The following is a 25,355-nucleotide window of genomic DNA, read 5'->3' on the forward strand; positions in this document are numbered from 1 at the left end:
CGTTTTAATAAAGTGATAACAAAAAAATTCGAAATATGAAGGAGAAAAAATATATGATGAAATTAAGTAAAGTAGCACTAGTAGGTATTTTGGCAGCGAGTAGTTTAGCGATTTATGCAGCACCGTCACAAGCAGCGGTAGTTGGTTCGACGACTTCGAAAGCGGATATTATTTTTAAAGAGGATGATGGCACGACGCCGACAAATCCGATTGATCCGACGAATCCTGGCGATGATGTAACGCCAACAGATCCAGATGCGCCAACGCCAACAACAGGTGCGCTACGTTTGGATTACGTTTCGAATATTCATTTCGGTGAACAAACGATTTCTGGTAGCGATACAACATACAAAGCGAAGTATGATGAAGTTGTGCTAAAAAGTGACGGCAGCACGAAATATGTACCGACTTTTGCGCAGGTGACGGATAATCGTGGGACGAACGCTGGTTGGAAATTGCAAGTGAGCAATGATCAATTTAAAGCTGGATCAAGCGAGCTTACGGGTGCGGTATTGACGTTGAAAGATGCGGAGTTGAACTCAGCGAATGCGGCGAAACCGATGAATAATCAGAACGTTGTGTTGAACGGTGACAGCGCGATGCAAGATGTCGTCAACGCACCGGTTGATTCTGGGATGGGTGTTTGGACGAACGCGTTTGGTAACACAGTTGGTGCGGATGCTAATGCTGAAAATGCGAGCGTAACACTGAAAGTTCCTGGTGAAACGAAGAAAGATAAAGATGCGAAATATGTGGCGACATTGACTTGGACGCTTACAGATACGCCTGACTAATTTATCATTCAGCGGGACGACAAACGCTCATTTCCGTCGTTAAAAGCTCCGTTCCAGTGCTCGTGTACCCTAGTACACTCCGCGCTGGTACTCGCTTTTGCCTAGGAACTAAGCATTTGTCGTCCCGCTGAGGTTTGGCGGTTCCAAATAAATAAGCGATACAATTCCGGGATTCGGAGTTATATCGCTTATTTATTTTGGAAGATGTCGAAGAACCCGGGATATTTAGCGATCACTTCTTTGTTTGGTGAATAAATATGCGCGGTGCCTTCTTTGCGAACATCGACTAAACCGGCCTCCTTTAACAACTTAATATGGTGGGACATGGTTGATTTGGAAATATCGTAGGTGCCGTTTGTGACGCGCTGTTCTCCTTTTTGCAGTAAGCAACGAAAGACGTCGAGGCGAATTGGATCACTCAAGGCTTGGAATAAAAGTAGCAACTGTTCTGAATCTTGATTATTGTTTTTCATAAAAATATCATAGCACATTACATATTAGTTGCCTAGTAAAATTTGATATGGTATAGTGTGTTTGTTCGAAAAAAATCGAACGATACGACCACAGAAAGAAGGGCAAATAAATGCTAGTTATTCAAGCGAAGTTAGAAGTCCAAGAAGATAAGATTGCGGCATTTCTAAAAGAAGTAGAGCCGTTGATTGAAGCATCAAAAGCCGAGTCAGGGAATGCTGGTTACACATTGACGCGTTCTGTTGAGAAGTCAACCGAGTTTTACATGATAGAGCAGTGGGAAGATGTGGCTGCCATTGAAGCACATAATAAAAGCGAACATTTTCAAGCGTTTCAGGCAGGCGTTGGCAGTTTATTGAGCGCACCGCCAGCGATACAAGTACTTAGTAAAGTAGAAGGGAAGTAATACTATGTATAAAAATAATGATTTTGAAGATATAATCAAAAACCGCCGTTCGATTCGTGGGTACGACGATACGGTGAAAATTAGTCAAGAAGAGATGGAGCAGATTTTGACAGATGCGATGCGTGCACCTTCATCGGTAAACATGCAACCGTGGCGTTTTGTGGTGGTAGCGAGCACAGAAGGAAAAGAAACATTGCGCCCGCTTGTGCGCTTTAATACGTTGCAAAATGATACGTCCGCTGCGATGATTGTGATTTTTGGCGATGTGGACGCGTTTGATAATGCGGAGAAAATTTTCGGTAGCGCAGTGGAGCAAGGAATGATGCCGGCTGATGTGAAAGAGAAGCAAATGTCAGCGTTGACACCGTATTATGCGAATTCACCACGCGAGGAATTGGAACGGGTGGCGTTGATTGATGGTAGCTTGGTCGCGATGCAATTGATGCTTGTGGCGCGGGCTTACGGCTATGATACGAATCCGATCGGTGGATTTGAGAGACAGAAAGTTGCTGAGACGTTCGGCATGGACACGGAGCGTTTTGTGCCGGTGATGATTGTCTCGATTGGGAAAGCAACGGACGCGGGTTATGGCTCGTATCGATTGAGTACGGACGATACTGTTTTTTGGAAGTAAAAGAGGTGCAAATAATGCTCTATATAAATATTTTGGTGGAGAATAATCTGCTTTAATATTTATATGGAGCATTTTTTAATTGTCTAAACATAGCATTTTGAGGTGAGAGAGTAGAAGTCAGCTTTTGCCTGGTAATATAATAGCTCTGTGTATGATTAAGTAGTAAGTAAATGTATATTTTGAAATAAGAGTATAGGACACTTGTAATCCTATTAATAACTCGTCTTATAGTGTATAATGATAAAAAAGTAATTCATTTTTTTGGGAGGAGGATATTAAATGAGAATATTAATGAAAAATATTGGCATGGTCTCGGAAGCAGATGTTGTCGTAGATACAATTACTGTCATTGCTGGAGAAAATAATACTGGAAAAAGTACCATTGGTAAATCCATATATGCTTTTTTAGAAGGACTCAGATTAGTGGAACAAAATGCGGAGACTAACAAGATAATATCAATACGCAGACAGTTAGCTCCTCTTGATAGTCTGGTTGTACATGCTAGATTTGGTCGAAATAAAAATAATGATAATAAGAAGCAATCAGCATTATTAGAGGTTGCAGAACATATTGATAAGTTAGAGATGAGTATATACAGGGAGCTAGAATACACTGGCGATTTGATAGATTCAGTTTCCGGGAAAAACATAAAAAAAATGATTAGTGAGGCTCAAGAAATAGAACGGATTTTGAATGATAAAAAAGGTGTTTTAGGTGATGATCTATATAGCAGAGCAATTCAATTAGTAGAGAATTTGTTAGAAATGTTACAAATAGATGCTAAGCATATATCTATCAAACAGAGATCGTTACAAAGAATTTTTGATAGCGAATTTGGTAGGAAAATATCCTCAATTTTTGCAGGTTCTGAGGACTCCTTTGTGAAAATTTTTTCAGATGGTATTAGCAGTGAAATATCTTTTGTTGAGAACAAGGTCTCCGAGAAAGGACTGAAAATTGAACATAAAAATGAATCAGGTGTTATATATATCGATAATCCATTCATATTAGATGATATTAATTTTGACCGTTTTAGAAGAAAATCAGAAAGATATAGCCATAAAGATGTTTTGTTGTCTCGATTAAATGTGAATGAAGAACAAATCAATCTATTTGAAGAAACATATAACAGAGTTAAATTTCAAGAACTATTCGATGGAATTCTTGATGAAGACTTGGTATTTTCAGAAGGAAATCTCGTCTACGGTGACTCATCTAAAAATTATGCTTTCGATGCTGAAAATCTAGCGACAGGTTTAAAGTCTTTTGCAATAATAAAAATGCTACTTGCATCGGGTGAGCTGGCTGACACAGAGATGTTAATCCTAGATGAACCCGAGATTCATCTACATCCAGAGTGGCAATTGAGATACGCAGAATTAATAGTTCTTTTACAGGTGAATTATGGGTTGAAAGTATTGATAACTTCGCATAGTCCATATTTTGTTGAAGCAATTGAATTATTTTCAAAGAAACATAATATATCTAAATCAGTTAGGTTTTACCAAACTGCTGTGGAAAAAAGGAGTGCTAAAATATTGGATGTTACTGAACAACTCGTTCTTATTTATAATAGTTTGGCTAAGCCGTATATAACTTTGGAAGAGTTGAGGGATGATGTCAATGGTGATGATTAATTCTATAATCGAGAGTTTGCTTAAGGGACACGGTTATAGTACTCTTAAAGAGTGTTCAAAGGATACAAGTGGTGAGAAAGATTTCTTTTTAGTAGAGGATGAAAGTTTAGATGTTTTTAATTTTGATGATATAATTGAAAAGGAGATAAGCTGTGGCTGCGATGTTCCTTGTTCTGTGGATAGCTTGTTATATAAAGATGGTATTCTACATATAATCGAATTTAAAAATACTATTGTTAGTGGGAGATCTAAGAAACGAGATATTAAATTAAAAATCTATGAAACTATTTTGTTCTTTGTTAAGGAATTTTCTTTGACTACAAATGATATGAATAATATTAAATTTATACTAGTTTGTTTAAATGAAGAAATTCCTACACACAGAGGTGTATCACGAGCAGATTTATCCGTAAGAATCCCCAAATGGTTAAAATTTATCCATGAGTACACTGGTATTGAACCAATGGTGCATAGTCCGAAAATGTTTTTGGAGTACTTAAACCTACGGAATTGAGAAACTATTGTGTGTACAGGAGATTTTATTAATACAATTAATGGATTATTGTTTGAGAAACGATTTATTATAGTATACTGATGACTGAAATATTCATAGTACCTTTAGCTCAAGCTGGGAATTAGATGTGAAAATCTGATTCCTAGCTTTTTCTTTACCTTTATAACCTTCAACACTGTTTTTTCCCGCGTTAAAACGGTATAATTGATAGGAAGGTGAAAGAGGTGACCTAGATGTTGGATGGAAAAAATATCTTACTCGCGGTTTCTGGTGGAATCGCTGTTTATAAAGCTGTAGCGCTTACGAGTAAATTGACGCAGGCGGGCGCGAACGTGAAGGTGATGATGACGAAAAGTGCGCAGGAATTTGTACCAACGCTTTCGTTTCAGGTGTTGTCGCGGAATGATGTGTATACGGATACGTTTGATGAGAAAGATTCGGGCGTGGTGGCGCATATAAATCTCGCGGACTGGGCGGATCTTGTGATTGTGGCGCCGGCGACGGCGAATGTGATTGGGAAGATGGCGAACGGGATTGCGGATGATATGGTGACGACGACGCTGCTTGCGACGGAAGCGCCGGTTTGGGTAGCGCCAGCGATGAATGTGCACATGATTGCGCATCCAGCTGTGGTGCGAAATATTAATCAGCTTTACGCGGACGGTGTTCGTTTTATTGAGCCGAGTGAGGGATATCTCGCGTGTGGTTACGTTGGTCGGGGGCGTTTAGAGGAGCCTGAACGGATTGTTGGACATTTGACGAACTTTTTTGCGGAGAAGAACACGACGCTTGCTGGACGGAAAGTTGTTGTGACGGCTGGTGCGACGATGGAGAAACTGGACCCCGTTCGCTACTTTACGAATCACTCGACTGGAAAAATGGGTTTTGCGATTGCGGAAACAGCGGCGCGATATGGCGCTAATGTGACGTTGATCACGTCTTCCACAAAATTACCTGTGCCACATGGTGTCGAAGCTGTGTATATCGAAACCGCGCAGGAAATGTACGAAGAAGTCATGAAGCATCAAGATTCCGCGGATATTTTCGTGATGAGTGCAGCGGTTGCGGATTATACGCCAAAAGTCATTCATGAACATAAAATTAAAAAACAACCCGGCGATTATACGATCGAAATGGTGCGTACGAAAGATATTTTGGCCGAAATCGGTCAACTGAAAAAAGCCGAGCAAGTCGTGATTGGTTTTGCGGCTGAGACAGAGAACGTCAAAGAAAATGCACTGAAAAAACTGCATGCTAAAAATGCGGATATGATCGTGGCGAATAACGTAGCACAAATTGGTGCTGGTTTTGGTGTCGATACAAATCAAGTTACTTTTTACGGTCACGAAGATGAAGAGCGGGTTTTCCCGTTGTTATCTAAACAAGAGGTAGCGCGCGAAATTATCGAACAAGCGGCGCGTTTGTTGGAGGAAAAATAAGATGGCAAGAGTAGCCCAAGTCATTGTCGATGTACCAGCGATGCAAGTCGACCGCGCTTTTGATTACCTCATTCCAGAAGCGTGGCGCGACATTGTTCGTCCTGGAATGCGGGTTTCGGTACCTTTTGGTAATCGAGCGTTGCAAGGATTCGTCGTTGGGATATCAGACGTGAGTGAATTTGCAAAGTTAAAAGAGATCAGAGAAATGATGGATTTGGCGCCAGTTCTAAATGAGGAATTGCTTGAACTGGGTGATTGGATAGCCGAGGAAACACTTGCTTATCGGATCACAGCGTACCAAGCGATGCTCCCCGCGGCGCTTCGGGCGAAATATGAGAAATATTTTAGCTTGCTTGATACAGCGAATGACGAGGCGGATCAACTTTTTGAAGGTCATGAAACGATGGATTGGGAAAAAGCAGAACAACTCGGAGCCTTACCAACACTCCAAAAATGGATGAAAGAGGGCATTGTCGAGCTGATCTATCAAGTGAAAACGAAGATTACGAAAAAAACGATACGCGTGGCAAAACCGCTTTGCTCCGTGCAACAGTTGGAAGATGCGATCGAAAGTTTACCGAAATCAGCGAAAGCGCAGATCAAAATTTTGCAGTTTTTCCAGGTGTTTGATGGGGAATATATTGCGGTGAAAGAGTTGCGGACGACGCTTGGGACGACAGATGCATCGATTCAAAAAGTGGCGGCACTAGGCTTGATTAAAATAGAAGATCAACATGTGGGACGCGATCCGTATGAAAACCATGATTTCAAACCAAGCATTCCGTTACCTTTATTGCCAGATCAACAGGCGGCGTGCGATGCGATTGTGACTTCGGCAAGAACTGGGCAGCAGGAAACGTTTTTGCTGCACGGTGTGACTGGAAGCGGGAAAACCGAGATTTATTTACAGTCGATTGAGGCGGTACTTGCAGATGGGAAAGAAGCCATTGTACTCGTTCCTGAAATTGCATTGACGCCACAAATGGTCGAGCGGTTTAAAAGTCGCTTCGGCAAACAGGTCGCGGTACTTCACAGTGCGTTATCGGCAGGCGAAAAATACGATGAGTGGCGCAAAATCGAGCAAGGCAAAGCCAAAGTCGTGGTTGGTGCGCGTTCTGCGGTATTCGCTCCATTTTTGAATTTAGGCATTATTATTATTGATGAAGAGCATGAAACGAGCTATAAACAAGAAGATAATCCGCGGTACCATGCGCGGGATGTCGCGATTGAGCGGGCGAAGCGTTATGGTTGCCCTGTTGTTCTTGGAAGTGCAACGCCATCACTGGAATCTTTTGCTAGGGCAGGGAAGAATCGCTATACGTTGCTGGAATTGCCAACGCGTGTGAATGATTCAGCGCTCCCCGAAGTAAAAGTTGTCGATATGAGTGAGGAATTGCGCAATGAGAACCGGACGGAATTTTCGATGGAATTGTTGGAGAAGATTAAGGATCGGATTGCGAAAAAAGAGCAGGTTGTTTTGCTATTAAATCGGCGTGGTTATTCCTCGTTTGTGATGTGTCGTGATTGCGGATATGTGGTGGAATGCCCGAATTGTAGTATTTCGCTCACGTATCATCAGGCGCATAATCAGATGAAATGCCATTATTGTGGGCATCAAGAACGCGTGCCAAACAAGTGTCCGAGCTGTGAAAGCGAGCAGATTCGCTATTTTGGAACAGGGACGCAAAAGGTCCAAGAAAGTTTGGCAAAACTCATTCCAGAGGCGCGGGTTATTCGGATGGACGTGGACACAACGACAAAAAAGGGTTCCCATGAAAAACTGCTAAATCAATTTCGCGATAAAGAGGCAGATGTACTGTTAGGGACGCAGATGATCGCAAAAGGGCTCGATTTCCCAGATATAACACTCGTTGGCGTGCTGAATGCTGACACGATGCTGCATTTACCGGATTTCCGAGCGTCTGAAAAAACATTTCAATTGTTAACGCAAGTAAGTGGCCGTGCGGGAAGACATGAGTTGACGGGGGAAGTGATTGTGCAGAGTTACAATCCTGAACATTACAGCATCCAATATGCGAAAATGCATGATTATATCGGTTTTTATAATCACGAAATGCGTGTTCGAAAAATGGGTTCATACCCGCCGTTCTATTATTTAACACTGATCAATGTGAGCGATGAGGATGAGATGAAGGCGGTACGAACGATTCAGGAAATATCGCAATTTTTGCACGGGAAACTAGGGCAGGACGCGATTATTCTGGGTCCAGTTCCAAGCTCGATTGCACGAATCAAAAATAAATATCGCTACCAATGCATCATTAAATATAAAGTGGAGCCGAATTTGAAGGCTGAACTGAAAAATATTTTACTACACTATCAAAAAGAACAAGTCAAAGGATTAACGATCACGATGGACGTACAGCCGTTTGTGATGATGTAAAGGAGAAAAAGGATGACAAAGATAATTTTCATGGGTACACCAGCATTTTCCGTATCCGTTTTAAATCAAGTAGCAGATAAATATGAGGTCATCGCTGTTGTGACGCAGCCAGATCGAGCGGTTGGACGCAAGCGCGTACTGACACCACCACCTGTAAAAGAAGCAGCAGTTGCGCGTGGAATTCCGGTGTACCAACCAGAAAAATTACGAACTTCCACGGAATTAGAAGAATTAATCGGACTTGGCGCAGATTTAATCGTGACAGCAGCGTACGGCCAAATTTTGCCGAACTCGTTACTCGAAGCGCCAAAACACGGATGTATCAACGTTCATGCGTCTCTTTTGCCAGAATATCGTGGCGGGGCACCTGTGCATTATGCGATTTTGGATGGTAAAAAAGAAACTGGCGTGACGATTATGTATATGGTCGAGAAATTGGACGCTGGTGATATGTTGTCGCGCCGCAGTATTCCAATTACTGACGAAGATAACGTTGGGACGATGTTTGAAAAACTAAGCGAAGTCGGCGCGTCTTTATTAATGGATACGTTGCCCGATTTACTAGCAGGGAAAATTACGCCAGAACCACAAGATGCTTCAAAAGTGACATTTGCGCCAAACATTAAACGGGAACAAGAAAAAATCGATTGGACCAAAGAAGGACGCGCTATTTTCAACCAAATCCGCGGACTTTCCCCATGGCCAGTCGCTTATACAACGCTTGCAGGAAATCCTTTTAAAATCTGGAAAGCACGGATCGAGGAGTCAGATCAAATTTTACCAGCAGGGCAAGTTGCTCGTACGACAAAACACGATTTTGCCATCGCAACTGGCGATAAAACGGTGATTATTCCGGAAATCGTGCAACCAGCAGGGAAACAAAAAATGGCTGTTGCTGACTATATGGCGGGAGCTGGGCAACATCTAAATCTAGAAACAAGGTTCGGTGAAATATGAAAAAACCAGAAACAGTCCGCGAAATTGCGCTGGACTTAATCGAGAAAATAGAAAACAATCAATCCTTTAGTCATTTACTTATCAATGACGCCCTCAAAAATAGCGATCTAAATCAAAAAGACCGTGCGCTTCTGACAGAACTTGTCTACGGAACGACACAGCGACGCATCACACTCGACTTTTATTTAGAGCCGTTTTTGCGCCAAACACCGGAAAATTGGGTATTAAATTTGTTACGTCTTTCTGTTTATCAGTTAGAATTTCTAGATAAAGTACCAGAACATGCGATTTTGCATGAAGCGGGCGAGATTGCGAGAGAACGCGGACATGACGGCGTGACGAAATTTGTAAATGGTGTTTTACGAAATGTGATCCGTAAAGGAGTTCCAGAAATCGTGAGCATCGCAGACGAAACGACACGAATTGCTGTAGAGACGAGCTTACCGACTTGGCTTGTCAAACGTTGGATCGCCCAATTCGGCGCTGAAAAAACACTTGAAATCGGCCTTTCTTTCCTGGAAGTACCGTCACAAAGTATTCGTGTCAATGAAAATAAAGTGACCGTTGCCGAGTTGCAAGAAGAACTTTCCGCGCAAGGCATCGAAACGGAACAAAACGAATATATTCCAGAAGCGCTGATGATGGAACGCGGCTCGATCGCCGAAACACAAGCGTATCACAATGGCCGTTGCACGATTCAAGATGAAAGCTCAATGCTCGTTGCCCATGCGTTACAGTTAGAAGATGGCTTGCGAGTGCTCGATGCATGTTCGGCACCAGGCGGAAAAACAACACATATCGCTGAAAAAATGCATAATACCGGTGAAATCGTTGCGCTAGATATCCACCCACACAAAACAAAATTAGTAAATAAAGCAGCAAAACGTCTTGATTTAACAAATATTACAACAGAAGTACTCGATGCTAGAAAAGCGAGTGAACTATTTGCTGATGAAAGTTTTGATCGTATTTTAGTCGATGCGCCGTGCTCAGGTTTCGGTGTACTGCGCCGTAAACCAGACATTAAATACAGCAAAACAGAATCTGATATCGACAATTTGGCACGAATCCAACAAGCAATTTTGGCTGAAGTTGGCGCGTTGCTCAAAGAAAATGGTATATTAATATACAGTACTTGTACCATTGATCAAACAGAAAATCGTGGCGTCGTGGAAAACTTCCTTGAAAATCATCCAGAATTCCAATTAGAAACGGTTCACGTTCCTGAAAAAATAACGCCTTACGTGAAAAACAAGTATTTAGAGTTAGTTCCAACCGATATTGGAAGTGATGGCTTTTTCATCGCATCATTCCGAAAAAAGTAACCAATAAATAAGTAAAGAGACGGTTCAATTATCCCGCCGTTCCAACTTTTAGTGAGGTGTAGCGCAAGATGCATGCAGAATTTAGAACAGATCGAGGAAAAATTAGAAATCATAATGAAGACAATGGCGGTATTTTTGAAAATAAACTGGGTAACCCTTTAGTTATTGTCGCAGATGGCATGGGTGGACACAGAGCGGGCGATGTCGCGAGTGAAATGGCGGTGCGTTTGCTTAGTGATATGTGGCAAGGCGTTTCCGACATGAAAAGCGCTGCTCAAATCGATGCTTGGTTCCGCGAGGCTATTCAAGCAGTTAACGAAGAGATTGTCGCGCATTCCAAGCAAGATCCTAGCCTCCAAGGTATGGGCACGACGCTCGTTGCAGCCGTTTTTTCGAATAGCCAAATTATCGTGGCAAACGTAGGCGATAGTCGCGGTTACATCCTGAAAAATGGTGTGCTTGAGCAGCTCACAGAAGATCATTCGCTTGTCAATGAACTCCTTCGAAAAGGGGAAATTTCAAAAGAAGATGCCGAAAACCATCCCCGCAAAAATATTTTACTGCGCGCGCTTGGTATCGAAGGGAATGTGGAAACAGATGTCTTTATTTTGCCATTTCAATCACAAGACCAGCTGCTACTTTGCTCCGATGGCTTATCCAACATGCTAACCGAGCAAGAAATCGAAGCAATACTTACAAGTAAACGAACGCTCGCCGAAAAAGCAGACATTTTTATCACAAAAGCGAATGCAAACGGTGGCGAAGATAATATCACAGTATTGCTTTTAGAGCGGAATTTGGTAGAGAAAGGTAGGGATGCATCATGATGATCGGCAAGCGTATTAATGACCGTTACAAAGTCGTCAGCGCAATTGGCGGCGGCGGAATGGCCAATGTATTTCTTGCACATGACATGATTCTTGATCGCAACGTTGCCGTGAAAGTTTTGCGTATTGATCTAGCAGACGAGAGCAACCTGATTCGTCGTTTTCAGCGCGAAGCCCAATCCGCGACAAGCCTGGTGCATCCCAATATAGTTAGCATTTACGATGTAGGCGAGGAAAATGATCTTCACTATATTGTGATGGAATACGTAGAAGGAATGGATTTGAAACAATACATCCATGAGAATCACCCAATTCCGTTCGAAAAAACTGTGGATATCATGCTCCAAATTGTTTCAGCAGTTGCGGTAGCCCACAGTGCACATATTGTTCATCGTGATTTAAAGCCACAAAATATTTTAATCGACCATGACGGCGTTGTTAAAATAACCGATTTTGGTATCGCGATGGCACTATCTGAAACATCAATTACACAAACCAACTCCTTGCTAGGATCGGTGCATTATTTATCACCAGAACAAGCACGCGGCGGCATGGCTACACAGAAATCTGATATCTACTCACTCGGCATTGTTCTCTACGAACTGCTGATTGGTAAAGTACCTTACGACGGCGAATCGGCAGTTTCTATTGCAATCAAACATCTGCAAGCTAGCATCCCGTCGATTCGTGAACAAAATCCAGAGGTTCCACAAAGTCTAGAAAATATCGTCATCCGCGCGACGGCGAAAGATCCATTTTTGCGATACCAAACGGCAGAAGAGATGGAGAGCGACCTAAAAACTGCGCTTGATCCAGAGCGTCGAAATGAAGAAAAATATGTTTTTCCGATGGACGATGGGGAGACAAAAACAATTCCGATTATCGCGGCTAAAAATATGATGCAAAACTTGGATAATACTGTCGTAGCAACGGAAGAAAAGCCAGAAGCGCCCGCAGAAAAACCGAAAAAGAAAAAGAGTAACAAGAAGAAAATTTGGATTATATCGGGGATTACCATTTTATTCGTGATCATTATTGCGTTGCTCTGGTATTTTGGAAGGCCTCCAGCGACCGTGAAAATACCGAATGTCGCCAATGATACAAAAGAAACTGCTGTTCAGAAATTGCAAAGCGCGGGCTTTAATGTTGGCGAATCCTTCGAGAAGAATAGCGATAAAATCGAGGAAGGTAAAGTCATTGAGACCGATCCAGAAATTGGCGCAGCAGAAGAAAAAGGCTCCACGGTAAATCTGTACGTCAGCATTGGCGCGAAGAAAATTACCGTCACCGATTATACAGGCAAGAGCTATGACACAGTCAAACAAGTACTCGACCAGCAAGGCTACAAAAAAGTGAGCTACACCGAAGAGTACAGTGATTCTGTTGATTCAGGCGTCATTATTTCGCAAGACCCAACAGCAGGAAGCGAAGTCGTTGTAGAAGATACAGAAATATCATTCGTCGTCAGTAAAGGCGAGCGACCGCTTACATTGAAGGATCTATCTGGATTCAATCAAGTTGGGCTAGATGATTACGCAAGTTCCAATGATATCACCATTACCACGAGCAGCGAAGACTATTCCGACACAGTAGGCGCTGGACAAGTTATCTCTCAAAAACCAGAAGCTGGTGCGACGATTAATAAAGGCGATAAGGTTACCGTTGTTATGAGTAAAGGCCCGAAAGAAAAAGAAGTGAAGACGGTCAAACGGACAATCAGTATCCCTTATGAACCAGAAGATCCAGACGCAACACCACCAGTCGCGCAACACATCCAAATTTACATTCAAGACAAGACACACAGTATGACGAGTGCTTTTAAAGAAATGGATATCACAAAAAATACGACCGAAAATCTCTCGTTTGAAATTGAAGAAGGCACGCAAGGCGGTTACAAAGTCGTTCGCGACAATACCGTCATATTAGAAGAAACCATTGAATACCCAAATTGATAAAAGAAATGAAGGTGACTTTTCTGGAAGGACAAATTATGAAGGCTCTAAGCGGTTTTTATTACGTTTATAGCGATGGCAAAACCTATCAGTGTCGCGCGCGAGGTAATTTTCGAAATCGAGGACTCACACCACTAGTTGGCGATCATGTCGTGTTTCAGGCAGATAATCTAAAAGAAGGCTACATTATGGAGCTACTTCCACGGAAAAACGCCTTAGTACGTCCGCCAATCGCAAATGTAGATTTGGCACTGCTCGTATTTTCAGCCGTAGAACCAGATTTCTCTGCCAACTTAGCCGATCGCTTTCTCGTTGCAATAGAGCTTGAAGATGTCGAACCTGTGATTTGCATTAGCAAAATGGACTTGGCAGATGACACGCGTAAAGCCGAAATTGCTGAGTATAAAGCGATTTATGAAGAAGCGGGTTATCAAGTTTTATTAACCAATACTGATATCGATAAAAGCGCGATTTTCGATGTTATCGCTGGAAAAATTGCAGTGATAGCAGGCCAGTCTGGCGTTGGGAAATCGACACTACTCAATGCACTGAATCCGAACTTAGACATTGAAACAGGCGTGATATCTTTCGTACTTGGGCGCGGAAAACATACGACCCGTCATGTAGAATTAATGACGATCGGCCAAGGTTTCATCGCGGATACACCAGGTTTTAGTTCTATCGAAATGGACGAATTAACAACCGAAAATCTCCAGTTTTGTTTTCCAGAAATAGATCGCCGTCGCGGAGACTGCAAGTTCCGCGGTTGCGTTCATGAAAACGAGCCGAAATGCGCCGTTAAAGTAGCCGTAGAAAACGGAGAAATCGCCGCATTCCGATATAAACATTACATTCAAATTTTAAACGAAGTCAAAAACAAAAAAGAGAGGTATTAATATGGGAAAAATAGCTCCATCAATACTTAGCGCAGATTTTGCAAACTTAGCGGCCGACATTAAAGAGGTAGAAGGATACGGCGCGGACTATATCCATGTAGACGTGATGGACGGTCATTTCGTACCTAACATTACATTTGGACCGAGCGTTGTCAAAGCAATACGCCCCGTTACAAAATTGCCACTAGACGTTCATTTGATGATTGAGAATCCAGACCAATACATTCCAGAATTCGCTAGAGCAGGCGCGGACTACATTTCAGTGCATGTTGAAGCGTGCCCACATTTACACCGCACATTGCAGTTAATTCGCTCTTTTGACGTGAAAGCAGGCGTTGTTTTAAATCCAGCAACACCGATTGAGATGATTCAGCATGTGTTAGAAGAAGTAGACTTAATTTTGTTTATGACAGTGAACCCAGGATTTGGCGGACAAAATTTTATTAAAGAAGTATTGCCGAAAATCACTGCAGCGAAAAAATTAATCGATGAAAAAGGCTTGAAAATTGAGATCGAAGTAGATGGCGGCGTGGATGATAAAACAGCCCCACTATGCGTCGCAGCAGGAGCCGATGTTTTCGTTGCTGGATCTTATATTTATGGAAACAAGAATCGAGAAAAAGCGATGGACAAGTTGAGGGAGATTGTGGGGGAATAAAGAAAAGCTGAAGAAGCCCGTTAGACCCGAAAGAATTTGTTAGGGGGCGCAGTAAAAGTCCTCTTTCGACTTTTATGGAGGCCACGAAAATTTCGAGGGTCTGGCTTCTGAAGCTGGATCACCTGAAAAGCGTAAACAGCCCGTTAGCCTCGACAGAAATTGTTAGGGGACGCAGTGAAAACCCTTTTTTGGTTTTTTCGGAGGCACCGAAAATTCCGAGAGGCTGGCTGTTGAAGCTAGATCCAAAGGCGCAGAGCATAAAAAAACGCATGAACCCGAGACCGAAACAACTCTAGATTCCAAAACTTCATTAAAAAGCCAAGTGCTACTGCCAAAAGTGCCGTCTAAATCACACAGGTGGAGTTGGTGCTCGTGCATATAGAGGCTTGTTGAGCTATCTGCTTCTTATGGCTTCCGCAGTAGTTTAAATTTGGTGTATAAGCTCCACGGGGATTACATGATCACTAGGCTCTCATGCATATGAGGCTCTAAATCGGTAAGGGATGCCTCATAACACCCTCAACAAAGGAGATAAATCCAATGAAAATTATACATATCATGGTAGGTGGCCCAGAATCGGAGCTACCTGATATTTCAAATCACGAATCAAAAACATGGGTCGGCGTCGACCGTGGCGCAGTCCGACTCACAGACCGTGGCATAACACCGACAATTGCAATGGGCGATTTCGACTCCCTTTCCAGTTCTGAGCTTGAGCATCTAAAAACCATCACAGAAGTCATCCAATTCCCTGCTGAAAAAGACGAAACAGACACAGAAATCGGTCTGAAATGGGCGCTAGATCAAGAACCAGACTTAATTCGTATTTTTGGCGCAACAGGTGGCCGTTTAGACCATTTGTTTGCCAATATCATGATGCTAATGCAGCCGAAATTTAAAGACGCTATATCCAAAATCGAACTGATTGATCGCTACAATTACGTCAAAATGTATGCTCCCGGAAAATATACAGTATCACGCATACCAGACAAAAAATATGTCGCGTTTACAACGATGGCAGACGTGACCGGTCTCACGCTAAAAGGATTCAAATATCCGCTAAGCAATGCGACCTATCCGTTCGGAGCTGCACTTTCAAGCAATGAATTTTTAGCAGATCAAGGTACATTTTCATTCAATATAGGTTTAATTTTATTTATACAAAGTAATGATTAAAAAGGAGTTTCAAAAATGAAAGATAATACAGCTCTAATTGCCAAAAGATCAAAAATCGCCTTAATTGTCATCATCATCGGTCTAGTTTTAGGTGTACTAGTACAAATTCAAACCTTCATTAATTTAAATAAAGACGGAGCTAATCCGCTGCGTGAAGCAATGCTTAGCATGACATATATCGGTATTTTCTTCATGGTTATTGCGATTATTGGCCTTATTTTCCTAATTAAAAAAAGCTACTATAAAGCTGGCTTGACGTTGACGATTACAGGAATTGCCTGCGCTATTTTCGTGAACCCGTTTCCAGGAATTGCAATCTTAGTTGGTGGCGTGATTACTTCCAACGTCGATAAATTAGAAAAAGGCGAACGCTAATGATGAGAAGATTTTCTCTATTTCTGATCGTAGGCTTGCTTTTCCTTATGACTTCTTGCTCCACAGCGCCAAATGGGTTGAACGATAATAAAAGCGCGAGCCCAGATAAAAACGCAGACAAGGTAGCGACACAGGCGATCGAGGATGTTTTTAATGGGAATTTAAGCGAATATATCAAGTTAGATGCGAAAACAGAGATACCAACTTACAAAAGCAGTTATAAAGAGGTGCTAGACAGCAAAGATTATTTGTATGGCGCGTACTACCAAAAAAATAAAATCTGCTATCTATTCACATTCATTGATAACGAAAAACCAGAAAAGCTTGAATTAACATTACAGAAAAAAGACGGTAGCTGGCAATTAATCGCCTTAACGCCTTGGGACACAAAAGGTACCGACTTAACTGAAAAAGAAATATACAATAAAATCGGCAAAGGTACGGGTGATGATATTCGTATTTTTGAACGAGGCGCCACATTTATGCGCATATGAAAAAAGATGGGTCTGGGACATGCCCCCGATAAATCGGCGAAAAGCGCTCGCATTCAGGGGGGGTGGCGGACTTCCGGTTCTGCTACACAAGAGCAGTTTCGCTTAACTTCTTACATGGTCGGGGAAGCTACTCCCTCCCTGTTTTCAGTCATCATGTACAGTCGTACACGCAGCTCTCCGGCTTCCACCAAATCCCCTGAATACAAACGCTTTCGCTCGATTTGTATAAAGCAGAATTTTTCGCCCTACCCGAAGAAATGGGAGGGCGCTTTTGCTTTATCTTGAGTTTTGTCTCAAGCTCATCTTTTTTCACTATTATGTATTCTCTAACAAGAAAAAAATGCAGCGATCCGGAGACCCTGCATCCATTTTCTTATTAAACACGTTCTACTTTGCCTGATTTAAGAGCACGAGCAGAAACCCAAACTTTTTTAGGTTTGCCGTTTACTAAAATACGAACCTTTTGCAAGTTTGCTTTCCACGTACGTTTGCTTGCGTTCATCGCGTGGGAACGTTTGTTACCAGAACGAGTTTTACGACCAGTGATTACACATACTTTTGCCATCGTTATTTCCCTCCTTACAAGAGCTACTTCAAAAAAGCTGTTAATTACTAATATATCGCATAAAAATAGCTTTTTGTTTTTCATACACTACAACAATTTATCATAAACTGCTTCCAATTGCAACCTCTTAAGCGAAAAACCTGCAAAGAATTTTTACTTGACACCCCGAAAAGCGTAAACGGCCCGTTAGATCCGACAAAATTTGTTAGGAGGCGCAGATAAATCCCTCCCTTGGATTTTTCGGAGGCCACGAAAATTTCGAGGGACTGGCTGTTGAAGCTAGACAACCCCGAAAAGCGTAAACAGCCCGTTAGATCCGACAAAATTTGTTAGGGGGTGCAGTGAAAACCCGCTCTTGGTTTTTATGGAGGCCACGAAAATTTCGAGGAACTGGCTGTTGAAGCTAGACAAAACGTGAATACGCCTCCAAACGAACGCAGAACATGACATACGCTGAGTTAGGAGTAAACCTTCATTTTTGCGGAGGGCAAGAAATCTCCGAGGAATTTCCTAAACAAAAGGCAGTCCCGTCACATTCACTATCATATGGAGGCACTAATTCAGCAGAAGATGCTTCATAAGACTCCTCAACAACATCAAACCCCTTCCCAACCCCTGCTTAATATAGTAGAATAGAGGAGAACAGAAATGTTAGAATGTTTTTCAATAAAATTAGAGCGGAAGTCGGCTAATGCGAATTTAGTAGCTTCTCTTAGAAAACCTTACTTAAACTAAGGAGGAACTTAAAAGATGACAATTGAAATGGAAACAAAACTCGGCAAAATTGATATCACAACGGAAGTTATTGCTACACTTGCGGGTGGTGCAGCTGAAGAAAATTTCGGTATTGTAGGAATGACTAGCCAGCATCAAATACGCGATGGTTTGGCGGATATTTTGCGCCGTGAGAACTATACGAAGGGTGTTATTGTTCGTCAGGAAGATGACGGTTTAAATATTGATATGTACATCATTGTTAGTTTTGGGACGAAAATCTCTGAGGTTGCGCATAATGTGCAGGAGCGTGTCAAATATACATTAGAAAAAACGTTGGGCATCACAGTTGATTCTGTGAATATCTATGTCCAAGGTGTTCGTGTTACTAACGAAGCATAAGGGAGGATACGTAATCGTGAGTATGTATCAATTAAATGGAGAAAAATTAGCAGCAATGATCATAGCAGGAGCAGAAAATTTAGCAAAAAATGCAGATTATGTCGATTCATTAAATGTCTTCCCAGTGCCAGATGGTGATACTGGAACAAATATGAACTTGTCTATGACGAGTGGTGCCGAAGAAGTAAATAGAAACAGCCTGTCTACGGTGGGAGCAGTCGGTACAAGCCTTGCCAAAGGACTACTGATGGGAGCTCGTGGAAATTCAGGCGTTATTTTATCGCAACTTTTCCGAGGCTTCTCGAAATCAATTGAAGGAAAAACCGAGTTAAATACAAAAGAACTAGCAGCGGCCTTTACTGCAGGCGTTGAAACAGCTTATAAAGCAGTCATGAAGCCCGTCGAAGGAACAATTTTGACTGTGGCGCGTGAAGCTGCAAAAGCTGGCGTACTTGCTGCAAATGAGTCCGATGATATTGAATTCGTAATGCAACAAATCCTTGAAAAAGGAAAAATCGTCCTTGCCAAAACGCAAGAAATGCTACCAGTTTTAAAAGAAGTTGGCGTAGTAGATAGTGGCGGTCAAGGCCTCATTATTATCTATGAAGGGTTTTATGCTGCACTAACAGGCGAACACGAAGGGCTGACGAACTATTCAGCTTCTATGGGTGAGCTTATTAATGCCGAGCACCATCGTCACGTTCAAGATGTGATGTCAACAGAGGATATCGAGTTTGGCTATTGTACGGAGATCATGGTTCAAATCAACGAAAATAAACCAGGGCAAAAGAAATTTAACGAAGAGAAGTTCCGCGATGATCTTGCTGAAATGGGCGATTCACTGCTAGTAGTAGCAGATGATGAAGTAGCTAAAGTCCACGTGCATACCGAATATCCAGGCCAAGTTTTCAATTATGGTCAACAATATGGTAGCCTCATCAAGATGAAGGTTGAAAATATGCGGGAACAACATCGTGAAGTTATGCGTGATAAAGAGCCTGCCGTTTCCGAAAAAACCCCATATGGCATCGTAACAGTGTCTGCTGGTGAAGGTATCAAAACGTTATTTGAAAGTGTCGGCGCAACCGTTGTTCTTTCTGGAGGACAAACGATGAATCCGAGCACAGAAGATATTATAAAAGCGATTGAATCAGCGAATGCAGAGCATGTGTTTGTTTTGCCGAATAATAAAAATATCCAAATGGCTGCAGATCAAGCTGCACTTATTTTAGGCGAAGATAAGGTCAAAATTATCCCGACAAAAACGATTCCACAAGGTCTAGCGGCATTGCTTGTTTTCCGAGCTGACTTTACGTTTGAAGACAATGCGAACGAAATGATCGCGGCAATTCAAGATATTTCAAGCGGGCAAGTAACAACTGCTGTACGCGATACAACGGTCGAGGGTCTTGTGATTAAAAAAGATGATTACATTGGGATCATAGAAAATAATATCAAAGTCAGCAATCCAAGCTTAGAGAAAACGACGATTGCGACATTGCTTGAAATGACGGATGAATACAGTGAAATCGTGACATTGTTATATGGAGAGGGCGTTACAGAAGAAGATGCTGAACACATCGCAGAACAGGTTTCTAATCAATTCCCAGATATTGAATTTGAGATTCATTCGGGTGGACAGCCAGTTTATCCGTACATTTTCTCCGTCGAGTGAGGCGATAGAGGCGCGGCAAACGCTCATTTTCGTCGTTAAAGCCTGTGCTACGGTGCTCATGTACAAATCGTACATTCCGCTCCGTTGCTCGGCTTTGCCTAGAAACTAAGCATTTGCCGTGCCTCTATCGGTTTGGTGCTCTACGGCTTTGTTATAAAAAACATGAGGGGTGAAGTGAGATGAAATTTAATAGTGTGTTTGATATTATTGGACCGGTGATGATTGGGCCTTCGAGTTCACATACGGCGGGGGCTTGTCGGATTGGTTCGGTTGCTCGGAGTGTGTTTAATGAGATGCCGATGCAGGTGGATATTCATTTGTATGGCTCTTTTGCGAAGACGTATAAGGGTCATGGGACGGATGTTGCGCTGATCGGTGGATTGCTCGGTTTTGAAACAGACGACGAGCGGATGCCAGAAGCGATTAATTTGGCGGAAGAATGGGGCATGCATATTAATTTCATCGAGGAAGTAGAAGAAGCAGCTCACCCCAATACGGTAAAATTAGTACTGAAAAACGGTATGCAACAAACAACACTGGTTGGAGCTTCTATCGGTGGCGGTAAAGTGGAAATAGTACGCCTCAACGAATTCGAATTAGAGTTCACAGGCATGTCACCAGCGGTATTAGTACTACATAAAGACCAATTTGGAGCAATTGCAGCCGTTTCAAGCATTTTTGCGAAAAACAAGATAAACATTGGTCAAATGAAAGTATCCCGCAAAATCAAAGGCGACGAAGCCCTGATGGTAATCGAAGTAGATCAACTCGCGGAACAAACAATTTTGGATGAGATAAAGAAATTACCAGATGTGTACCAGGTAGCGAGTTTTGTACTCTGAAAAGCGGAAGAAGCCCGTTATGTTGATGAGCTTTCAAACCGTCGTTTGGTTTGATTTAGTGAATCAATAGGCAGTGGAGCAAAGCGAGACTGACAACCTTTTTATTTGTTAGGGGGCGCAGATAAATCCCTCTCTTGGATTTTTCGGAGGCACCGAAAATTTCGAGGGACTGGCTTCTGGAGCTAGATCGAATGAAAAGCTGAAACGGCCCGTTCAGCTCCGAAAAAAACTGGAGCGGCCGCAGTAAAAAGTCGCTCTTGCTTTTTATGGAGGGCGTGAAGTTTTCGAGGAGTTGGCCGTTGAAGCTAGATCCGAAGGCGCCAAACAGCAACAAACGCATAAATTTGGGATCTCACCGTCTCTAAACTCAAAACTTCAACAAAAACAAGACAGCATTTCCAAACGTTGAATGTAAGAGCGCCTAATAGGTTATTGCCCACTAAATTTTTAGCTTCATATTATTCGTACAAGCCGTTCAAGATTCAACATATGGATCACACCTTAAAACGATAAACCACCAAGCTACACTCACAAAAATTGCACCACCAGTAAGAAACAAGGAGGTTACAAAATGTTCCACTCAGTAGCAGAACTAATAGATATCGCTAAGCGCGACAATAAAAAAATATCCGAAATCATGATTGAGCGCGAAATGAGCGTTACCAATAATACACGCGAAACCATTCTAGAAGTAATGGATCGCAATTTAACCGTCATGGAAGAAGCTATTGCAAGAGGTGAAGAAGGCGTTGAATCAACGACTGGTCTAACTGGCGGCGATGCTGTTTTAATGCGAGAATATATCGCAAAAGGCAATCTTCTGTCAGGTGAAACGATTCTTGACGCGGTCGCAAAAGCTATCGCAACAAATGAAGTGAATGCTGCAATGGGCGTTATTTGTGCCACACCAACTGCTGGTAGTGCAGGTGTTGTACCTGGTGTCTTGTACGCAGTGAAGGATCGCTTGAACATGGACCGCGAAGCTATGTTGAACTTTTTATTCACAGCGGGCGCCTTTGGGTTCGTTGTTGCGAATAAAGCCTTCATCTCAGGTGCTGCAGGTGGTTGCCAAGCGGAAATTGGTTCAGCAAGCGCAATGGCCTCAGCAGCGATTGTTGAAGCTGCAGGTGGAACGCCGGAACAATCAGCCGAAGCAATGGCGATGACGATGAAAAATATGCTTGGACTTGTGTGTGATCCAGTTGCAGGGCTTGTCGAGGTACCGTGCGTGAAGCGTAATGCCCTTGGAGCCTCACAAGCGATGATCTCAGCAGATATGGCACTGGCAGGTATTAAAAGTAGAATTCCGTGTGACGAAGTTATTGAGGCAATGTACCGCGTTGGTTTACAAATGCCGAGTTCGTTACGTGAAACGGGTGAAGGAGGTCTAGCGGCCACGCCTACTGGAAGGGCAGTACAAAGAAAGATCTTTGGCTTGTCGCCGCAAGAGGAACGTGAAGAATCTGAATGATATTCCAGTAACTGATGTCAAGGGCGTCGGTGCTGAAACGGCAAAAACATTAAAAGAATTAGATATAGAGACAGTAGCAGATTTACTTTTTAATTTCCCGTATCGGTATGAAGATTATCGATTGCGGGATTTATCCGAAGTAGCGCATGAGGAACGGGTGACGGTACAAGGAGAAGTCCTAACGGAGCCCACACTCGCCTACTACGGAAGAAAAAAATCGAAGCTGTCTTTTCGCGTTGCCTCAGGAAATCAAGTGGTTAAAGTCGATTTCTTCAATCAGCCGTACATAAAAGGAAAGTTGGCTGTTGGAGATGAAGTAACAGTTTCTGGGAAATGGGATAAAGGCCGCGCGCAAATCACAGCGAGTAAGTATAAATTAGGTCACCAAACCTCAGAAGAAGCGCTAGAAGGCGTTTACCGACTAAAAGGAACCATTCGTAATAAGACGATTTTGAAATTCATGACGGCTGCCTTCGATGCATATGGAGATCAAATTGTTGAGATTTTACCTGAAAAATGGCTGCAGAAATATCAACTGATTTCGCGAAAAGAAGCGGTTCAGTTTTTGCATTTCCCAAAAAGTCCAGAAGATTTGAAGCAAGCGCGACGCCGAATGGTTTATGAAGAATTCCTACTATTTCAATTGAAAATGCAGTTGTTCCGAAAAATAGAACGAGAGCGATCGGGCGGTGTTTCGATTGATTACGATGTCAATGAGTTACGCCACTATATCGATAGCCTGCCGTTTCCGTTAACTGGCGCGCAAAAGCGTGTGGTCAACGAAATATGTGGTGATATGAAATCGCATTATCATATGAATCGCTTGCTACAAGGAGACGTCGGATCAGGAAAAACGGTCGTAGCTTCTATCGCCTTATATGCCGCAGCAAAAAGTGGTTTTCAAGGTGCGCTGATGGTACCGACAGAAATTTTAGCGGAGCAGCACGCGAATTCATTGGTAGATTTGTTACAACCCTTTGATGTCACAGTGGGACTTCTGACGAGTAGTGTGAAAGGTAAGCGACGCCGTGAGATGCTGGCATTACTGGAAGCAGGCGAGATTGATGTACTCGTTGGGACGCACGCACTGATTCAAGATGAGGTGATTTTCAAGACATTAGGCCTCGTGATAACGGATGAGCAGCATCGATTTGGTGTAGAGCAACGACGGGTATTACGCGAAAAAGGTGCTTTCCCTGATGTGTTATTTATGACAGCGACACCAATTCCTAGGACGCTTGCAATCACGGCTTTTGGTGAAATGGATGTTTCGGTCATCGATGAGCTGCCGGCGGGACGAAAACAAATCGAAACATATTGGGTGAAACATCAAATGCTTGATCGCGTCATCGGTTTTATCGAACAGGAAATTGCGAAAGGTCGGCAAGCGTATGTTATTTGCCCACTCATTGAAGAATCGGAGAAACTCGATGTCCAAAATGCGATTGACATGTATAATATTTTAAACGGTAAATGGCAGGGCAAGCACACAGCAGGACTCATGCATGGGAAACTTCTATCCGCTGACAAAGATCAAATCATGCGTGATTTTAATGATCACAAAATTGACTGTCTTGTTTCTACAACGGTGGTTGAAGTCGGTGTCAACGTTCCAAATGCTACCATGATGGTGATCTATGATGCGGATCGGTTTGGTCTTGCGCAACTTCATCAGCTTCGTGGTCGTGTCGGTCGTGGCGCAGAGCAATCTTTTTGCGTGCTCATCGCGGATCCGAAAACAGAAGTTGGGAAAGAGCGCATGACGATTATGACGGAAACAAACGACGGTTTCGTTGTGAGTGAGCGCGATTTAGAACTCCGAGGTCCAGGCGATTTCTTCGGGAAAAAGCAGAGCGGTATCCCGGAATTCAAAGTGGCAGATATGGTGCATGACTACCGAGTGTTAGAAATTGCTCGCCAAGATGCCGTTGAAATCATTTACCAAGATCATTTTTTAGAAGCCGAAGAATACGCGCCATTACGAAGCTTTTTTGAGGCTAGCGGCGTATTTAGTGAACAGAAATTAGACTAATACAATAAAAATTCTAACCTTATAACTTGCATGTTCGAAGCATTTTTTATATATTACTCTTAGTATCTGGTATTAAATTTCAAAAATGACAGGGGAAGAGAGAGGAATTTGCATGAAGAAATATCCTAAAAAAGAAAGGCAAGCACGATTGGTCGATGCGATTGAAGAAAATCCATTTATTACGGATGAACAATTGGCTGAAAAGTTTCACGTAAGTGTGCAGACCATTCGATTAGACAGGGTTGCACTCGCCATTCCAGAACTGCGCGAACGTATTAAACATGTAGCTTCTGAAAACTATGCTGATGCGGTTCGCTCCCTTCCGATTGAAGAAGTTATTGGAGAAATCATTGATATTGAATTAAATAAAGGCGCGATTTCGATTTTTGAAGTTGGGCCAGAACATGTTTTTAAGCGGAATAAAATCGCGCGTGGTCATCATTTATTTGCGCAAGCGAACTCACTGGCAACAGCGATTATTCCGAATGACCTAGCCTTAACAACTCAAGCAACGGTGCGCTTTATCCATTCTGTAAAAGAAGGAGAACGTGTAATTGCTAAAGCGAAAGTTCGTGACCAAAGGAATAGCAGATCTATTACGATTGTGGATGTAAACAGCTACGTCGGCGAAGAAATGGTATTAAAAGGCAAATTCGAGATGTACCATACGACGGAAAAAAGTAAAAAGGACTGA

24 protein-coding genes are annotated in these 25,355 nt (G+C 42.5%); 22 read left to right on the forward strand and 2 right to left on the reverse strand.

Translation table 11 applies throughout. The features are described 5' to 3' along the window. Positions 1 to 53 precede the first annotated feature (53 nt). Positions 54 to 794 (forward strand): WxL domain-containing protein, encoded by a 741-nt coding sequence (locus UE46_RS07470; RefSeq protein WP_051492866.1) that lies wholly within the window; start codon positions 54 to 56, stop codon positions 792 to 794. Between the two features lie 188 nt (positions 795 to 982). Here the strand turns inward: UE46_RS07470 and UE46_RS07475 are convergent, their stop codons facing one another. Beyond that, entirely contained in the window at positions 983 to 1,267 is a 285-nt protein-coding gene (locus UE46_RS07475) for an ArsR/SmtB family transcription factor (protein ID WP_036060175.1), read from the reverse strand. 110 nt (positions 1,268 to 1,377) lie between these two features. Between UE46_RS07475 and UE46_RS07480 the strand changes: the two genes are divergently transcribed. From UE46_RS07480 to UE46_RS07550, 15 genes are all read left to right on the forward strand, one after another. Next, on the forward strand, positions 1,378 to 1,671 hold the full coding sequence (locus UE46_RS07480; protein ID WP_036060075.1) for a putative quinol monooxygenase: 294 nt from the start codon (positions 1,378 to 1,380) through the stop codon (positions 1,669 to 1,671). Positions 1,672 to 1,675: 4 nt separating this feature from the next. Then, positions 1,676 to 2,305: a nitroreductase family protein gene (locus UE46_RS07485; protein WP_036060077.1), complete on the forward strand. Its 630-nt coding sequence runs from the start codon at positions 1,676 to 1,678 to the stop codon at positions 2,303 to 2,305. 279 nt (positions 2,306 to 2,584) lie between these two features. Then, positions 2,585 to 3,943 (forward strand): AAA family ATPase, encoded by a 1,359-nt coding sequence (locus UE46_RS07490; RefSeq protein ID WP_036060078.1) that lies wholly within the window; start codon positions 2,585 to 2,587, stop codon positions 3,941 to 3,943. Next, on the forward strand, positions 3,921 to 4,457 hold the full coding sequence (locus UE46_RS07495) for a hypothetical protein (RefSeq protein ID WP_036060079.1): 537 nt from the start codon (positions 3,921 to 3,923) through the stop codon (positions 4,455 to 4,457). The genes UE46_RS07490 and UE46_RS07495 overlap by 23 nt, the downstream gene beginning before the upstream one ends. A 236-nt stretch (positions 4,458 to 4,693) precedes the next feature. Further along, positions 4,694 to 5,896, forward strand: coding sequence for a bifunctional phosphopantothenoylcysteine decarboxylase/phosphopantothenate--cysteine ligase CoaBC (gene coaBC / locus UE46_RS07500; RefSeq protein ID WP_077912487.1), 1,203 nt, complete (start codon positions 4,694 to 4,696; stop codon positions 5,894 to 5,896). Position 5,897: 1 nt separating this feature from the next. After that, complete coding sequence (priA, locus tag UE46_RS07505) at positions 5,898 to 8,300, forward strand: primosomal protein N' (protein ID WP_036060081.1); 2,403 nt, start codon at positions 5,898 to 5,900, stop codon at positions 8,298 to 8,300. A gap of 12 nt (positions 8,301 to 8,312) precedes the next feature. Further along, positions 8,313 to 9,257 (forward strand): methionyl-tRNA formyltransferase, encoded by a 945-nt coding sequence (gene fmt, locus UE46_RS07510; protein WP_036060085.1) that lies wholly within the window; start codon positions 8,313 to 8,315, stop codon positions 9,255 to 9,257. Further along, complete coding sequence (rsmB, locus tag UE46_RS07515) at positions 9,254 to 10,582, forward strand: 16S rRNA (cytosine(967)-C(5))-methyltransferase RsmB (RefSeq protein ID WP_036060086.1); 1,329 nt, start codon at positions 9,254 to 9,256, stop codon at positions 10,580 to 10,582. Before fmt ends, rsmB begins: the two co-directional genes overlap by 4 nt. Before the next feature lie 68 nt (positions 10,583 to 10,650). Next, complete coding sequence (locus UE46_RS07520) at positions 10,651 to 11,409, forward strand: Stp1/IreP family PP2C-type Ser/Thr phosphatase (RefSeq protein WP_036060089.1); 759 nt, start codon at positions 10,651 to 10,653, stop codon at positions 11,407 to 11,409. Beyond that, entirely contained in the window at positions 11,406 to 13,361 is a 1,956-nt protein-coding gene (pknB, locus tag UE46_RS07525; RefSeq protein ID WP_036060092.1) for a Stk1 family PASTA domain-containing Ser/Thr kinase, read from the forward strand. Before UE46_RS07520 ends, pknB begins: the two co-directional genes overlap by 4 nt. A gap of 8 nt (positions 13,362 to 13,369) precedes the next feature. Continuing rightward, the gene (gene rsgA, locus UE46_RS07530) at positions 13,370 to 14,257 is read left to right on the forward strand and encodes a ribosome small subunit-dependent GTPase A (RefSeq protein WP_036060176.1); all 888 of its coding nucleotides are present in this window, start codon (positions 13,370 to 13,372) and stop codon (positions 14,255 to 14,257) included. Position 14,258: 1 nt separating this feature from the next. Continuing rightward, positions 14,259 to 14,915, forward strand: a complete 657-nt coding sequence (gene rpe / locus UE46_RS07535; protein WP_036060098.1) for a ribulose-phosphate 3-epimerase — start codon at positions 14,259 to 14,261, stop codon at positions 14,913 to 14,915. Between the two features lie 540 nt (positions 14,916 to 15,455). After that, entirely contained in the window at positions 15,456 to 16,091 is a 636-nt protein-coding gene (locus tag UE46_RS07540; protein WP_036060107.1) for a thiamine diphosphokinase, read from the forward strand. A gap of 15 nt (positions 16,092 to 16,106) precedes the next feature. Next, a complete protein-coding gene (locus tag UE46_RS07545) occupies positions 16,107 to 16,466 on the forward strand; it encodes a hypothetical protein (RefSeq protein WP_036060114.1) in 360 nt (119 codons plus the stop codon). Beyond that, complete coding sequence (locus UE46_RS07550) at positions 16,466 to 16,960, forward strand: hypothetical protein (RefSeq protein WP_036060115.1); 495 nt, start codon at positions 16,466 to 16,468, stop codon at positions 16,958 to 16,960. The genes UE46_RS07545 and UE46_RS07550 overlap by 1 nt, the downstream gene beginning before the upstream one ends. A gap of 376 nt (positions 16,961 to 17,336) precedes the next feature. Here the strand turns inward: UE46_RS07550 and rpmB are convergent, their stop codons facing one another. Further along, entirely contained in the window at positions 17,337 to 17,525 is a 189-nt protein-coding gene (gene rpmB, locus UE46_RS07555; protein WP_036060116.1) for a 50S ribosomal protein L28, read from the reverse strand. A gap of 750 nt (positions 17,526 to 18,275) precedes the next feature. Here rpmB and UE46_RS07560 point away from each other — a divergent pair. From UE46_RS07560 to fapR, 6 genes are all read left to right on the forward strand, one after another. Next, positions 18,276 to 18,641, forward strand: coding sequence for an Asp23/Gls24 family envelope stress response protein (locus UE46_RS07560; RefSeq protein ID WP_036060119.1), 366 nt, complete (start codon positions 18,276 to 18,278; stop codon positions 18,639 to 18,641). Between the two features lie 16 nt (positions 18,642 to 18,657). Next, the gene (locus UE46_RS07565; RefSeq protein WP_036060123.1) at positions 18,658 to 20,316 is read left to right on the forward strand and encodes a DAK2 domain-containing protein; all 1,659 of its coding nucleotides are present in this window, start codon (positions 18,658 to 18,660) and stop codon (positions 20,314 to 20,316) included. Positions 20,317 to 20,495: 179 nt separating this feature from the next. After that, positions 20,496 to 21,158: an L-serine ammonia-lyase, iron-sulfur-dependent subunit beta gene (sdaAB, locus tag UE46_RS07570; RefSeq protein ID WP_036060132.1), complete on the forward strand. Its 663-nt coding sequence runs from the start codon at positions 20,496 to 20,498 to the stop codon at positions 21,156 to 21,158. Positions 21,159 to 21,729: 571 nt separating this feature from the next. Beyond that, positions 21,730 to 22,629 (forward strand): L-serine ammonia-lyase, iron-sulfur-dependent, subunit alpha, encoded by a 900-nt coding sequence (sdaAA, locus tag UE46_RS07575; RefSeq protein WP_036060135.1) that lies wholly within the window; start codon positions 21,730 to 21,732, stop codon positions 22,627 to 22,629. Further along, complete coding sequence (gene recG, locus UE46_RS07580; protein WP_118907514.1) at positions 22,613 to 24,661, forward strand: ATP-dependent DNA helicase RecG; 2,049 nt, start codon at positions 22,613 to 22,615, stop codon at positions 24,659 to 24,661. The genes sdaAA and recG overlap by 17 nt, the downstream gene beginning before the upstream one ends. Positions 24,662 to 24,773: 112 nt before the next feature. Continuing rightward, positions 24,774 to 25,355, forward strand: coding sequence for a transcription factor FapR (fapR, locus tag UE46_RS07585; protein WP_036060139.1), 582 nt, complete (start codon positions 24,774 to 24,776; stop codon positions 25,353 to 25,355).

Origin of the sequence: Listeria weihenstephanensis, assembly GCF_003534205.1 — a bacterium.
In the GTDB taxonomy this organism is placed as follows: domain Bacteria; phylum Bacillota; class Bacilli; order Lactobacillales; family Listeriaceae; genus Listeria_A; species Listeria_A weihenstephanensis.